Annotated in this window: 13 protein-coding genes; 10 read left to right on the top strand and 3 right to left on the bottom strand. The window is 69.0% G+C overall.

Features of this window, described 5'->3' with window-relative positions:
- Positions 1–162 precede the first annotated feature (162 nt).
- Positions 163–894 (bottom strand): TetR/AcrR family transcriptional regulator, encoded by a 732-nt coding sequence (locus tag RM445_RS29285; protein WP_311560106.1) that lies wholly within the window; start codon positions 892–894, stop codon positions 163–165.
- Between the two features lie 148 nt (positions 895–1,042).
- Between RM445_RS29285 and RM445_RS29280 the strand changes: the two genes are divergently transcribed.
- The 7 genes from RM445_RS29280 to RM445_RS29250 all read left to right on the top strand — a co-directional run bounded on the left by RM445_RS29280 (position 1,043) and on the right by RM445_RS29250 (position 6,168).
- Positions 1,043–1,498 (top strand): hypothetical protein, encoded by a 456-nt coding sequence (locus tag RM445_RS29280; RefSeq protein WP_311560105.1) that lies wholly within the window; start codon positions 1,043–1,045, stop codon positions 1,496–1,498.
- A 154-nt stretch (positions 1,499–1,652) separates the two neighbouring features.
- The gene (locus RM445_RS29275; RefSeq protein WP_311560104.1) at positions 1,653–1,943 is read left to right on the top strand and encodes a GlsB/YeaQ/YmgE family stress response membrane protein; all 291 of its coding nucleotides are present in this window, start codon (positions 1,653–1,655) and stop codon (positions 1,941–1,943) included.
- Between the two features lie 138 nt (positions 1,944–2,081).
- The gene (locus tag RM445_RS29270; RefSeq protein WP_311560103.1) at positions 2,082–2,993 is read left to right on the top strand and encodes an alpha/beta fold hydrolase; all 912 of its coding nucleotides are present in this window, start codon (positions 2,082–2,084) and stop codon (positions 2,991–2,993) included.
- Between the two features lie 12 nt (positions 2,994–3,005).
- Positions 3,006–3,701 carry a class I SAM-dependent methyltransferase gene (locus RM445_RS29265; protein ID WP_311560102.1) on the top strand — a complete coding sequence of 232 codons (696 nt, stop codon included), beginning with the start codon at positions 3,006–3,008 and terminating at the stop codon, positions 3,699–3,701.
- Between the two features lie 14 nt (positions 3,702–3,715).
- A complete protein-coding gene (locus RM445_RS29260) occupies positions 3,716–4,546 on the top strand; it encodes a DUF1206 domain-containing protein (RefSeq protein WP_311560101.1) in 831 nt (276 codons plus the stop codon).
- The gene (locus RM445_RS29255) at positions 4,543–5,427 is read left to right on the top strand and encodes a diacylglycerol/lipid kinase family protein (RefSeq protein ID WP_311560100.1); all 885 of its coding nucleotides are present in this window, start codon (positions 4,543–4,545) and stop codon (positions 5,425–5,427) included. Before RM445_RS29260 ends, RM445_RS29255 begins: the two co-directional genes overlap by 4 nt.
- A 195-nt stretch (positions 5,428–5,622) precedes the next feature.
- The gene (locus tag RM445_RS29250) at positions 5,623–6,168 is read left to right on the top strand and encodes a hypothetical protein (protein WP_311560099.1); all 546 of its coding nucleotides are present in this window, start codon (positions 5,623–5,625) and stop codon (positions 6,166–6,168) included.
- A 106-nt stretch (positions 6,169–6,274) separates the two neighbouring features.
- On the opposite strand, the gene nagB is transcribed toward RM445_RS29250, so the two are convergent.
- Both nagB and RM445_RS29240 read right to left on the bottom strand, forming a co-directional pair.
- Positions 6,275–7,060, bottom strand: coding sequence for a glucosamine-6-phosphate deaminase (nagB, locus tag RM445_RS29245; protein WP_311560098.1), 786 nt, complete (start codon positions 7,058–7,060; stop codon positions 6,275–6,277).
- An 87-nt stretch (positions 7,061–7,147) separates the two neighbouring features.
- A complete protein-coding gene (locus RM445_RS29240) occupies positions 7,148–9,283 on the bottom strand; it encodes a glucose PTS transporter subunit IIA (protein WP_311560097.1) in 2,136 nt (711 codons plus the stop codon).
- A gap of 253 nt (positions 9,284–9,536) precedes the next feature.
- On the opposite strand from RM445_RS29240, the gene RM445_RS29235 reads away from it, so the two are divergent.
- The 3 genes from RM445_RS29235 to RM445_RS29225 all read left to right on the top strand — a co-directional run bounded on the left by RM445_RS29235 (position 9,537) and on the right by RM445_RS29225 (position 13,409).
- Positions 9,537–10,271 (top strand): GntR family transcriptional regulator, encoded by a 735-nt coding sequence (locus RM445_RS29235; RefSeq protein WP_311560096.1) that lies wholly within the window; start codon positions 9,537–9,539, stop codon positions 10,269–10,271.
- 1,012 nt (positions 10,272–11,283) lie between these two features.
- A complete protein-coding gene (locus tag RM445_RS29230) occupies positions 11,284–12,471 on the top strand; it encodes a lipid II:glycine glycyltransferase FemX (protein ID WP_311560095.1) in 1,188 nt (395 codons plus the stop codon).
- A gap of 563 nt (positions 12,472–13,034) precedes the next feature.
- On the top strand, positions 13,035–13,409 hold the full coding sequence (locus RM445_RS29225; protein WP_311560094.1) for a hypothetical protein: 375 nt from the start codon (positions 13,035–13,037) through the stop codon (positions 13,407–13,409).
- Positions 13,410–13,790: the final 381 nt, after the last annotated feature.

Below are 13,790 nucleotides of genomic sequence, written 5' to 3'. Positions count from 1 at the left end.
GAACCTGCCCGCGACCTGCGCGAACAACCCGTCCAACCCGGCCGACCACGCAGCAAGATCCTCCTCCACGAACACAAGATCGAGAGGATAGACCACTGTCGATCACGAACTGCGGCTGGAGTACTAGGTCCGACAGAGCGGTCCAGGGCCTTCCCGGCCTGATCAGGTGCGCAGTTGGCTGTGCAGGCCGGCGAGGACGATGGTGAGTCCTTCGTCGAGTTCGGCGGCGCCGTCGTAGGCGGCCAGCGTGGTGGCGAGGGACCGGAGCCGGGGGAACTGGGTGATGGGCAGCCGGTGGAGTCCGAGGCGGAGCAGGTCGTCGGTCTCGTCGGGGTTCTGGATCTGTTCCTGGAGTTCGTGCAGGACGTGACCGTAGAAGAACCCGCTGAACAGCCGGGCCGCGTGCAGCGCTCCGGTTTGGTCGAACCCGGCGGCGGTGAACAGCTCGATCAGTTCCTCCAGGAGTTGGAGCGTGCCCAGGGGTCGCAGGGCGAGCGGGCCGGACAGGGGCCGGGTCAGCAGCAAGGGCACCACCCGGGGGTGGGCGAGGGCCACCCTGCGGAACGTGTGCGCGATGCGCCGCAGCTGCGCTTCCCAGTCCCCGTCCCGGTCGCCGTTCCCGTTCTTGTCGGACTCGTGGGGCGTGATGAGTTCGGCAGCGACGTGCTCGACGACGCCGTCGAGCAGGGCGTCCTTGTCGGCGGCGTGCCGGTAGATCGCCATCGGGTCGCGGTCGAGGGCCTGCCCGAGCCTGCGCATGGTCAGCGCCTCGACACCGTCGGCGTCGATGATCGCCACGGCGGCGGTGAGGATCTGCTCGCGGGTCAACCCCGTGCGCCGGCCCGGCGGCTGCGGCGTGACCGCCCGACGGACGCGCCCTGAGTCGCTGGTCACGATCACTCCCCTGCGTCCGCCATGCACTTGCTACATCGTAGGTCTACACATAATATCTACAGCGTAGCGCAGGCTGGATGGTGAGGCCAGCGCATCGCGTGACCTCGGCGTTCTGCCCGGGTACGACATCGCACGACGGAGGAGTGACATGACTCGGGCAACGAATCGGCCGTCCACAGCTACCCGACGTACCGGCGGCAGCCAGCCGTACGTCGACGGGGACAGCCTGCGCGGTGAGCAGGATCTGCGCGGTGAGCAGGATCTGGTGGGCGTCCGCGACCGCGACGACGGCTATGCCCGGGATGACCGCACCGAGCGGGACGCGCGGGGTGAGCAGTGGCACGGAGACCGCGGCGAGCTCGCTGACGGTCGCGAGCCCCGCCGGGAGCCCGGTGGCGTCCAGCGGACGCTGGATCAGGTGACCGACAGGGTCAGGGCGGCGACGTCCAACCCTGCGGATGCATTCACACCCGCTCCCGACATGTCGAAGGTCGTCACCGCGTGGTTCGACATGGCCGGGGACGTGATGAAGCTGCAGCAGCAGTTCTTCGCCACCATGCTGGCGGCCGGGAACATCGACGCCCGTACCACCACGAAGCTCTGAGTTATTACCTGGACGACCTCGGACGGCCGTCCGTCTCGCGACGCCGCATCGACGCCGCATTCATGTTGCAGCGATCGCCGCATGACCATTGCGGACCGTTATCACGCGCGGGCAATACCCCCGCGCGGACCGTACGACATGAATTGAGAATCACATGACCATTACCGGCATCATCACCGCGATCGTCGTCGGCGCCATCATCGGCGCTCTCGCGCGACTGATCCTTCCCGGTCGGCAGAACATCCCAATTTGGCTGACGATCGTCGTCGGCATCGTCGCCGCCGTCATCGGCACCGTCCTGGCTCGCGCGGTGGGGATCTCCACCGCGACCAGCGGCATCGACTGGCTCGAGTTACTGGTCCAGCTCGTCGTCGCCGTCATCGGCGTGGCACTGGTCGCCGGCATCTACAGCCGGCGCGGCGTCGGCCACGGCGGACGGCACTGAGCACGGCGGCCGGGGCTGCAGCACTCGTCTGCAGATCCCGGCCGATCATTCCTGCTGATATAGGATGCCAACACGAGTTGCCCCGGACCCTGGTGACGCGATCGGTCAACGATCACGACGCGTACATCGGGGAGTTCCATGTCGGCCAGCTCGAGGTCCGTTCCGTCCGAGCACGTCGTCGAGGACCAGGGCGAACCCCTCGTCCACGATCGTCGGATCCGGGTGGACGGGGTGGACCTCCAGTATCTGGAGGCCGGGTACGGGCCGCCGTTGTTGCTGGTGCACGGCCATGAGCAGAGTGCCACCAGCTGGCGGTGGGTGGTCCCCGTGCTCGCCCGCACCCACCGGGTGCTGGCTCTGAGCCTGCCGGGACACGGCGACAGCGGCCCGGCAGCGGGCGGCTATGCCCCGGGAGCCGACCTGGCCCCGCTCGTGGCCGACTTTCTCGACACCCTCGGCGTCGGGGCGTTGCACGTGGTCGGAAACTCCATCGGCGGCGCGGTCGCACTGCGCCTGGCCCTGGCCGACCCGGGGCGAGTCCGGACCCTGATCCTGGTCGACAGTGCCGGTCTGGGCCGTGAGGTCCATCCCCTGCTCGCCCTGGACACCCTGCCGATCATCGGCGAGCTGGCCATCATGATCAGCCGCCTGCCGGGCGGAGACGTGGGGCGCACGTCGATGTCCGCCGCGATGCTGTTCGCCCAGCCTTCGCGGGTGCCGAAGGAGTTCTTCGACGAACAGCACGCCCTGGGACGGCGCCCGGGCCAGTTGGAGGCCTCCACCGCCATGGCCCGCGCCCTGTTCGACGCCACCGGCCAGCGCGAGGTCCTGCTCGACCGGCTGCCCGAACTCACGATGCCCACCCTGGTCGTCTGGGGCGGACGCGACTACGTCCTGCCCGCCTCGCAGGCGCAGGCCACGGTGGATCGCCTGCCCCACGGACGGCTCGCGCTGTTCGCCGACTGCGGACACCTGCCCCACGTGGAGAGCCCCGCCCGGTTCGCCACTGTCCTGAGCGACTGGCTCGCCGAACACCACGACTCATCCTGAGAAGGCTTCACCATGGCAGCACCCGTGCCCTCCCCTGCAACATCGGCACCCGATCTCGGGCAGCCGTCATCCGGGCAAGCGGCAGGTTCGCAGGCCTACCGCAGCCAAGCCGACCGCTACGACCGGCGCACCGACGCGTTCCGCCGCTGGCGCGAACTCGTGGTCGAGCACCTGCCCGCACACCGCGGTGACACGGTTCTCGACGTGGGCTGCGGCACCGGACTGTGCCTGCCGCTGCTGCAGCGCAAGGTCGGCCCGTCGGGCACCATCGTCGGGATCGACGCCTCCGCGCAGATGCTGGAGGTGGCCGGTGCCCGGGTGATCGAGCACGGCTGGGACAACGTGCGTCTGCTCGCCGCGCCGGTGGCGGAGGCGTCGATCGACGACGTCGCGGACGCCGCACTGTTCTGTGCGGTGCACGACGTGCTGCAGTCGCCGGCCGCGTTGACCCACGTGTTCGCACATCTGCGGCCCGGGGCGGCGGTGGCCGCCACCGGCGGGAAATGGCCGCCCCGGTGGAACGTGGCGCTGCGCGCCTGGGTGGCCGACCTGCACGCACCGTTCATCCACGACTTCACCGGCTTCGACCAGCCGTGGCGGCTGCTGGCCGGGTTCGTCCCCGACCTGCAGGTGACGGAGCTGGGCGCCGGCGCCGGATATCTGGCGATCGGCCACGCCCGTGGGCGACTCGAGCACGACGAGCAGTGAGAGGGAGGGCGACGATGGCCACCACGACCGACGGCACCACCGAGAGCAGAGCTGAACAAGCCGGAGACAGCACGTCACTGGAGTGGCTCGCCCGCGGCGGGTTGATCGCCTACGGCGTGGTCCACCTCCTGGTCGGCTGGCTGGCCCTGCAGATCGCCTGGGGCACGTCCGGCGGCACCAGCGCCGACACCTCCGGCGCGCTGGGAACACTCGCACAACAACCTTTCGGCACGGTCCTGCTCTGGGTGGTCGCCGTCGGCCTGCTGGCACTCGCGCTCTGGCAGACGAGCGAAGCCGTCTGGGGACACCCCGACCGGGATCGCAGGAAGCGCGTCCGCAAGCAGATCACCAGCGGGGCCAAGGCGGTTGTCTACGCCGCCCTCGCGGTCAGCGCGGCGCTGGTGGCACTCGGCTCCGGATCGTCGAGCTCCCAGTCCCAGGAGCAGGCCACCACAGGGGTGCTCGCCTGGCCCGGGGGCCGGGTGCTCGTCGTCGCCGCCGGCCTGGTCGTCATCGGTGTCGGCATCGCCGGCATCGTCAAAGGCATCAGGAAATCCTTCACCGAGGAGATCGACACCTCGTCGATGTCCCCGGCGGTCCGCTCGGGCGTCTTGCGGCTCGGGCAGGTCGGATACGTCGCCAAGGGCGTGGCCATGGGCGTGGTCGGCGGCCTGCTCACCTACGCCACGGTCACCTTCGACCGGCAGACGGCCCAAGGACTCGACGGTGCCCTGCAGACCATCCTGGCCCAGCCGTTCGGACGGTATCTGCTCACCGCGGTCGCCCTCGGATTCGCCGCCTTCGGTCTGTTCGCCATCCTCCAATCGCGCTACCGCCGCATGTGAAGGCGTCCTTCGACCGGATCGTCGTCATCTTCAACCCGCAGAGCACCGGCGACGGGCCGCAGCTGGCCGAGGAGCTGCGCACGGACCTGACCGAGCGGCTGCCCGGAGTCCCGGTACACCCGTGCCCCACCGAGCACGCCGGTCATGCCCGTGACCTCGCCCGCGACGCCGCGCGGACCGGGCATCCGCTCATCGTGTCGGTGAGTGGGGACGGCGGGTACAACGAGGTCGTCGACGGGGTCATGCAGGCCGGGAACGACAACGCCGTCTGCGCGGTCAAGGCGGCGGGCAACGCCAACGACCACCGCAGGACCACCGCGCAGCGCCCACTCGTCGACGCCATCACGGCCGGCGAGGTCCGCCGCATCGACCTGCTGCGCCTGACCATCGGCGGCGGTGTGCACGCCCGGTCGCAGTACGCCCACTCCTACATCGGCATGGGCCTGACACCCGTCATGGCGATCGACCTCGAGAAGGGCGGGAAGGGCTCACTCAAGGAGATCGTGTCCGTGGTCCGGACCTTCGCCAAGTTCCGGCCCTTCACCATCCAGCTCGAGGACGGGACCCGGCGCAGCTTCGACAGCCTGCTGTTCGCCAATATCGCCGAGATGGCCAAGTACGCCACCCTCAGCGAGACCGGGCCCCCCGACGACGGACGGTTCGAGGTGATCATGCTGCCGCACACCGCGAAGTGGCGGGTCCTGGGCGTCGCCCTCCGAGCTGCCACACGCGGCCTGGGCCCCCAGCCGACCGCCGAGCACTACGCCTTCACCACCCTCAAGCCGATCCCCCTGCAGCTCGACGGCGAACTGCTCGCGCTCGACGCCGGCACACCGGTGCGCATCGACATCGCTCCCGGTGCCCTGGCCACCCTCGGCTGACGGTCTCGGCGCCGGTCAGGGCAGGTTCACCTCGGGCGGCACCCGCGCTAGAGTCTGCCGATCTTCCCATGATCATCAGCCGTCGCGGTCCAGCGTCGGTCGACCGCGGTCTCTCTTCCGCTCCGAGAAAGGGCTGTCATGGTCTCCCCCACGAAGAGGTGGTTGGTTGCCACCGCGACTGCTGTGCTCGCGGGCGTGGCCGGTTGCTCGGCGCCCACGGCCGGCTCGGCACCTGCCGCCGCCGGCGCCGATACCGCGGACGCCGCGGTCGGCAGCGGCGGCGGCAGTGGCGGCAGTGGCGCCTGCGGATCCGAGTCGGGCTTCTGCATCACGGTCGACATCACCGGCGCGGCGACCGTGCAGGGGACCGCCCAGGCGCTCAACCTCGGCACCTGCGCCGACTTCGCGAAGGGCGAGTCGCCCGGCGGCGACCTTCAGCTGCCGGGGTTGCTGGGCGAGGAGATCGGCGGCAAGAAGGTCTCCGCGGTCAACGAGATCCGCGAGTACGCCGGACCGGGCACCTACGAGAAGGACGTGATCAGGTCGGTGGGAGGCGTCATCGACGTCTCCATCGACACCACGCCGTATCAGCTCGCCGACGAGACCACGGCGCAGGCGGTGATCAACGCGGACGGATCGGGCAGCTTCACGTTCACCGACCTCAAGGAAGGCGAGCAGGGCAACCCCACCACCCCGAAGGGCATGATCAGCGGCAGCTACAGCTGGACGTGCACCGACTGAGGGCTGACCCGCCAGGCGCGCCCGTTCGTCGCACTTCGCAGAATTCCGGGACACCTCGCAGTGACGATCGCCCCTGCGCGGTACACGCAGTCTCTGCGAGGTGGAGTCAGATCCCCTGCCAGGCGGGCTTGGCCAGGTAGGTCTGGCGGTAGTAGTCGGCCAACTGCAGCCTGCCGGCCGCGGCGCCGTCCAGCAGGACGGTCACGTGCGGGTGGTGCTGCAGGATGGTTCCCGGCCACATCGCGCTGACCGCGCCCTCGACCAGGTGGTGGACCGCCTCGGCCTTGCCGGCGCCGGTCGCGACGAGGAGCACGTGCCGGGCGGACATGATGGTGGCGAGGCCCTGCGTCAGGCAGTGCGTGGGCACCGCGTCGAGCACGTCGCCGAAGAATCGGGCGTTGTCGATCCGGGTCTGCCTGGTCAGGGTCTTGATGCGGGTCCGCGAGGCCAGCGAGGAGCCCGGCTCGTTGAAGCCGATGTGGCCGTCGGTGCCGATGCCCAAGATCTGCAGGTCGACCCCGCCCGCCCGAGCGATCGCCTCCTCGTAGCCGGCACACGCGGCCTGGATGTCCTGGGCCAGGCCGTCCGGTCCCCGAACGGCGCCCGGGGCGAAGTCGACCCGTGAGACGAAGTCCTTGTCGATGACGTTCCGGTAGCTCTCGGGGTGGTCGGCGGGCAGTCCGACGTACTCGTCCAGGGTGAAGCCGCGCGCCTTCGCGAAGGACAGGCGGTCGTTCGAGTACCGGTTGGCCAGTTCGTCGTAGATGGCCAGCGGCGACGAGCCGGTAGCCAGGCCGATGACCGCGTCGGGCTTGCGCCGCAGCAGGTCTTCGACGGCGTCCGCACCGAGCGAACCGATCGCCTGGTTGTCCGGGAGGATGACGATTTCCATGGGATGTTCCTCTGTCGTGATCGGGCATGCCGGCAGCGCGACGGACCGGGCCGCCGGAGGACTCCTCCAGCGGCCCGACTCCGTGGGTCAGTGGGTGACAGCGATGATCGGTTGCGCGGTGGTCAGTTCGCCGCCGGCCGCGATGACGTCGTCCAGCCGGATGTCCTGAGGCTGCTTCTCCATGACCACAACAGGCACGATCGGGTTCCGGCCGGTCGCGACCACGGAGGGCACGTCGTAGGTCATGATCGGCTGGCCGGCCTCGACCGTGTCGCCCTTGGCCACGTGAGCGGTGAAGCCCTCACCCTTCAGCTGGACCGTGTCCAGGCCGAGGTGGACCAGCACGCCGATGCTGTCGGCGCTCACGATGACGTAGGCGTGCGGGAACATCTGCAGCACGGTCCCGCTGATCGGGGCCACCGCGTCGACGATCTCGTGGGGCGGGTCGATGGCGGCGCCGGGGCCGACGAGGCCGTCGGCGAAGGTCGGGTCCGGGACCTGCCGCATCGGCACAGCTCGGCCGCGGACCGGGGCGAGAACCTCGGTGCCCCCGGCGCTTCCGGCCTCGGTGGGCTTGGCCGGGGCGGGCGTCGCCGGAGTGCTCACCGGCGCCGGGGTGTCCACCACGACCGGGGTGGGACCGGCCATGGCGTCCGTGATCTCGCCCTTGAGGATTTCGGCCTGGGTGCCGAAGACGGCCTGCACGTTGTTGCCGACCTCGATCACACCGGCGGCGCCGAGTGCCTTCAGGCGAGCCTTGTCGACCTGGTCCCTGTCCACGACCTCCATCCGCAGCCGCGTGATGCACGCGTCGACGTTCACCAGGTTCTCCCTGCCTCCGAAGGCGGCGATCAGGCGCTCAGCCTTGCTGTCGGCTCCGCCGCCGGGAACCAGGACACCGTGCTCGTCCTCGAGGTTGGCGGCCTGCTCGGCCTCGAACTCGTCCCGCGGCTCGCGACCGGGGGTTCGCAGGTTCCACCACCGGATGGCCAGGCGGAAGAGGACGTAGTAGACGACGAAGAAGACCAGGCCCATGACGATCAGCAGCCACACGTTCTTGGCTGCCGGAGCGCTGCCGTAGAGCAGCAGGTCGATCAGGCCGGCCGAGAACGAGAAGCCGAGGTGGATGTCGAGCAGGTAGGCGATGGCCAGCGACAGGCCGGTCAGCACGGCGTGCACGACGTAGAGCGGGAACGCGACGAACATGAACGCGAACTCGAGCGGCTCGGTGACGCCGGTCAGGAACGCGGTGATCGCGGCCGCCCCGAGGATGCCGACGGCGATCTTCTTCTGCTTCTTGTCGGCCATGTGGATCATCGCCAGCGCCGCGGCCGGCAGGCCGAACATCAGGATCGGGTAGAAGCCGGCGGTCAGCAGTCCCGCGGTGGGGTCGCCGGCGGCGAACCGGGTCAGCTCACCGGTTACGACCGCGCCGCTCGGGACCTGGTAGTCGCCGAACAGGAACCACACGTAGGTGTTGAGGATGTGGTGCAGGCCGACCGGGATGAGCATGCGGTTGGCGAAGCCGTAGGTGAAGGCGCCGAGAGCGCCGGATCCGCCGATGAACTGGCCGACGCCGGTCAGGCCCACGTTGAAGATCGGGTAGAAGTACGAGAGGCCGAAGCCGAGGACCAGGGACGTCACCGACACCACGATGGGTACGAATCGGCGACCGCCGAAGAACCCGAGATACGACGGCAGCGCGATGGTGTGGTACCTGTCGAACAGCAGCGCGGTGAGCAGACCGACCAGGATGCCGGCGAACACGCTGTAGTTGATCTGGGCCTGCTCACCGGCCTGGTCGAGCACGCCGTCCAGGACGACCGGTGACATCGCCTTGAAGACGGCCTCGATGACCAGGTAACCGGCGGCTGCGGCCAGGGCCGTCGAGCCGTCGGCCTTCTTGGCGAAGCCGATGGCCACGCCGATGGCGAACAGCAGCGGAAGGTTGGCGAACACCGCACCGCCGGCCGCGCTCATCGCCTCGAAGAACGGGCCGATCACCGGCGTCTTGATCCCACCGAGCAGATCGGGCTGGCCGAGCCGCAGCAGGATGCCGGCGGCGGGTAGCAGCGCGATCGGCAGCATCAAGCTCTTGCCGAGCCGCTGCAACTGGGCGAACCCGGGGATGCGCAGGCCGGACGTCTTCTTGGTCGGTCCCTCGGCGAGACCCGGGCCGGTGGGCCGGTCGACGCGTCGGGCAGCGGTGCGGGAAGGGCCCACAGGGCAGTCCTCCAGGGGTGAGCCGATCCGCAGGACCCGGGATCGACGGTGGCAAAATTGGTGTAGACCAACTCGGTAGAGGCAGATTGGCATAGACCAATTTGGCCGTCAAGGGTCCAGTCGCTGTGGCTCGAGTCACAGTCACACGGCACCAGCAGTCCGATCGGCGGCAACCCCTGGTTGATTGGTCTAGGCCAATATCGTTAGGGTGGGGCCGGCGGCGACCAGCGAGGTCCGAACGAAGGGTGGCGACGTGGTCAAGGTGCCGAAGTACTACCAGGTGAAGAACCAGATCCTGGAGCTGATCGCCGGCCTGGATCCCGGAGCGGCCGTGCCGACGGAACGCGACCTGGCCGAGCGGTTCGGCACCTCCCGCACCACCCTCCGCCAGGCGATCGCCGAGTTGGTCGTGGACGGCCGGCTGGAACACACGCAGGGCCGGGGTACGTTCGTCGCGCAGCCCAAGCTCATGCAGGTCCGCCAGCTCACCTCCTTCTCGCAGGATCTGCAGGAGGAGGGCTGGCGGCCGGGCAGCGTGATCCTGAAGATCACTTGCGAACCGGCGGACGCGGAGGTGGGGGCGCACCTGCAGGTGGACCCGGGCACGCCGATCCATCGGGTGGAGCGTCTCCGGACGGCCGGCGACGAACCGATCGCGCACGAGATCGCGCACCTGCCCGAGCCACTGCCGGACCTCGCCGTTCAGCTGGAGCGGGGGGGTTCGCTCTACCGCACCCTGCGTGAGGTGTTCGACATCGAACTGGAGGCGGTCGAGGACATCGTCGAGACAGCGCTGGCCGACCCGATCGAGGCCTCGCTGCTGGGCGTCGACACCGGTCTGCCGATGCTGCTCGTGCACCGCACCGGCTGGGATGCCGACGGCCGCATCGTGGAGTGGACCCGGTCGGTCTTCCGCGGCGACCGGTTCCGCTTCGTCGCCCGGCGCCGGTTGAATGACGATCTTCCGGTGGTGGCAGGCTCTCGCTGATCCGCCGGTGACTCCGCTGCTGTTCGGATTGGTGGGCGCGGCAGGGTTCCGAACCTGCGACCGCTCGGGTCCAAGGCGAGCCGACGACACCTCTCCGAGCTTCTACCAGCAACAACAGCGACACGACCATCCTCAGCACGAACCAGCAACCACCCCAGCCGACTGCAGTTCGTGTCGTGCGACGTGTCACGGCGCGCGGCGCGCGGCTGCTTCAGCACGGTCCGCGTTCGGCAGCTCGCGCATTCGTTAAGGACGACCGCCTCGACGACGCCGAGACCGTTGCCCTGGCCACCTCGATGACGACGACTCCTTCGCCGGTATCCGCGACCGCGACGCTCTGACTTTCATCGCCGAGTCATCGCCGGACGACTCAACGATCGCGGCGAGGCGGCCGACCGGCTCCAGCGCGCAGCTGCTCGCGAGCAGCCCGTGTAGAGCCTCGTTGATTATGGCGAACTCTCATTGATCATGGCGAGCGTCTGGCGAGTTCGCCAATTTGCCTATGGAGCCGGTTGGTCGATCTGCGGCGCGATGCGGGCACCACCTTCTCTGTGCCGGTCCAAGGGTGGGACGTCAGTACTGTTTGCCGGCATCGCGTTACGCATGCCACCGGTCCCGATGCGAGCACCGCGGCGGCGGGTACTACCAGTACACCGCGATCGATGACGGCACCCAGCCGCGCGCAGTGTTGAATATCTACCTGGCGAACACCCAGAAGAGGTACTACAACTACCACCGGCCACACGGCGGACTCGGTGGCCAGACGCCCTATGAGAGGCTCCGCTAGAAGACCACCGCTCCTCAAGCCCAGCTGTAGCCGATCAACGGCAGCCGCACAGCTTCGCGCATCTTGCGAGATCAGTACGAACCACTCGAATGCGGCACTGAGCGACAACTTTGGGAAGCAGTGGGCGTAACAGTCGCCAATGCCTCAGCGACTGGGTTCACACCGTACATCGGTAATCCAGGTGATGCATGATGGTGTGCACACCGAAGGAGGACGTCGATTCGGATGCCCGACGAGCGCATTGACAGATCATTGTCGCGCCGGCCGGAGCGCCGGCCACCGTCGGCGTCGACAGTCAGCATCTACACCACACCGGGCCGGACTGTTCTCAACGAGTGGGATGCGCTTGTCGAACGCACGCCGGGAACCGATGTGACGCAGCTGTCGGCGTGGGCGCGGGTGCGCGCATCGGCTGGGTTCAGTTCGCTGTACATCCACGCACACCGGGACGGCAAGCTGGTGGGTGGGGCGCACCTGCTGCATCGCCGGCTGCCGGTGGTGGGTCGGGTGGGGTACGTGTCCTACGGTCCGGTGGTGGACCACTCGGACGGCGACGGCGACGGCGACGGCGACGGCGACGCGGTCCGGACCGCGATCGCCGACGCACTTCGAGCGCTGGGGCCATGTCAGCTGCGGATGATATTTGTCCAGCCGCCTGAAGGGGCCGACGCGGTGAGCGCGGATCTGCTCACCCGCGGCTTCCGTCCCTCGTCGGCCGGCATCGCCCCGGTCGGCTCAATCCGGATCGACCTGACCGAGGACCTCGCGCAGATCCGGAGCCGGTTCGGTCGGCGGTTGCGGTCGTGGCCGCACCGTTGGGAGGGGCGCGGGGTGACGGTGTCTGTCGGCGGTGAGCAGGACCTTCCGCTGCTGGCTCGGCTGATGACGCAGTCGGCGCAGCGCCAGGGTTTCACGCCGCCGCCCTTGGCTTACCTGCAGACGCTGTACCGGGAGCTCGCCGCGGGCGGGAACGTGGCGCTGTTTGTCGGGTATGTGCACGGGCGGCCGGTAGCTGCGGATCTGGTGACGGTGTGCGGCAGCATGATCCGGGGCCGGTTCGCCGGTTTCGACCGCCGCGGGGAGGCGGCGCAGCTCAGCGTTCCAGCCGCGATCCGATGGGAAATCATCCAGTGGGGCAAGGCCCGCGGGCTGCGGTGGCTGGACTTTGGCGGGCTCTCCGACGCCACGCTCGACGCGTTGCTCAGCGGGGGCAGTGGGGCGGCTGTGTCGTCGTGTGACCAGCCCAAGCTGACCTTCGGCGGCACGCCGTACCGGTATCCGTCGGCCGTCGAGCTGGTGACCCCGATTGCGCTGCGCCTGGCCTATGACCTTGCTCGGTCCTCGCCGCGGGGCCGCCGGGCATTGCAGCGAGTTCAAGTCGCGCTACGGATGCGCTCGGCGCTCAGGTGCTGAACCCGCGCTGTCCAGGCTGCGCGCCAGGGCGTGATCCGCGTCGAGCGTCAGCTTCGATCATCCGCTCGTCCGATCGAGAGCGTGTTTCCACAACGGTGTTTCGGTAGGTGGATCCGTACGCACCCTGCGTCGAGGCAGATGCAGGAGGGACGGTCGATGACGCGCTGCTCGAGGGACTCGACGATCGGCCGGTACACGGCCTTCCTGTCGCGGCGCCGCGCGAGACGCGGCCGCGAGGGGGCAGAGCCGCAGAACTGCGCGGACGTCGTCGTCTCCAGCACGACGGAGCCGAGCCCGGCGGTGCTGCAGCAGTGGGACCGGTTTGTCGACACTGTGCCCGGCGCCGACGTCGCGCAGCTGTCGGCGTGGGCGCGGATCCGCTACGACGCCGGTTCCGGCCGCTGTACCTGCTCGCCCGCACCGACGGCCGGCTCGTCGGCGGCGCCCTCGTGCTCGAACGCGGGACGACGTCAGCGCGGGCCTGCGCAAGCGCGGGTTCCGGCCCTCGACCGCGGGCATCGCACCCGCGGCCTCGGTCCGGATCGACCTGACGCATCTCCGGAATGGACCGGTCGGAACGAGCACGCAGCAGCGGCGCGTCCGCGGCGACGGTCTGGCACGCGATGCTCTGGGCGAAGTCCCGAGGCTACGACACTTACGACCTCGGCGGCCTCCGCGCGGAGCCCGCTCGCCAGCTCCTCGCGGGCCACCCCGAACGGACCGTGGCACTGACCGGACCCGAGCAGTTCAAGACGACCTTCGGCGGCGAGGTGTACCTCTACCCAGAGCAGGTCGAACTCATCTCATCCCCGCTCCTACGCCTGGCCTACGACATCTCACGACGCACCCACATCGGCACCCGGGCAGTCGAGATCGGCAAGCGAGCACTGCGCGGTGGCCGCGGCAGCCGGGACTACCAACCACAAGCCCGACCGTGAACGATGTCGCGAGACACCTGTGCACGATGTCCCGCGACATCACACACGGTGGGCGCGGCAGGGTTCGAACCTGCGACCGCTCGGGTGTAAGGCGAGCGGTTCCCATCTACTCCGGCCTCTACCTGCAACAACAGCCACGCACCGAGCATCAGCAGGCTCAGCAACGCCGCCCGGGTTGACTGCAGTTCGCACCACAAATGACTCCACGGCCAGGCCCTTGCAAGCGCGGGAGGAAGCGCTCTCGGGGACCACGGCTTATATCGGCGCCAGCACGAATGGCTCCACGAAGTTACCGTGCTTGATCACCCGCTCGGGATCATTAGCCGTCCGCGGACGGCGGTGTAGCGATACGGGGATCGTCGCGACGGAAGACCTGCAGGA

The sequence above is a fragment of the Pseudonocardia charpentierae genome (assembly GCF_031845345.1).
In the GTDB taxonomy this organism is placed as follows: Bacteria; Actinomycetota; Actinomycetes; order Mycobacteriales; family Pseudonocardiaceae; genus Pseudonocardia; species Pseudonocardia charpentierae.
Note: the sequence above shows the minus strand (reverse complement) of the source record. Positions and strands in the feature narration are given on the sequence as shown.

Coding starts and splice junctions, on each gene's coding strand:
- RM445_RS29260 (WP_311560101.1), top strand. CDS start 3,716: ATGGCCACCACGACCGACGGCACCACCGAGAGCAGAGCTGAACAAGCC.
- RM445_RS29265 (WP_311560102.1), top strand. CDS start 3,006: ATGGCAGCACCCGTGCCCTCCCCTGCAACATCGGCACCCGATCTCGGG.
- RM445_RS29230 (WP_311560095.1), top strand. CDS start 11,284: ATGCCCGACGAGCGCATTGACAGATCATTGTCGCGCCGGCCGGAGCGC.
- RM445_RS29275 (WP_311560104.1), top strand. CDS start 1,653: ATGACCATTACCGGCATCATCACCGCGATCGTCGTCGGCGCCATCATC.
- nagB (WP_311560098.1), bottom strand. CDS start 7,060: ATGGAAATCGTCATCCTCCCGGACAACCAGGCGATCGGTTCGCTCGGT.
- RM445_RS29225 (WP_311560094.1), top strand. CDS start 13,035: ATGGACCGGTCGGAACGAGCACGCAGCAGCGGCGCGTCCGCGGCGACG.
- RM445_RS29270 (WP_311560103.1), top strand. CDS start 2,082: ATGTCGGCCAGCTCGAGGTCCGTTCCGTCCGAGCACGTCGTCGAGGAC.
- RM445_RS29280 (WP_311560105.1), top strand. CDS start 1,043: ATGACTCGGGCAACGAATCGGCCGTCCACAGCTACCCGACGTACCGGC.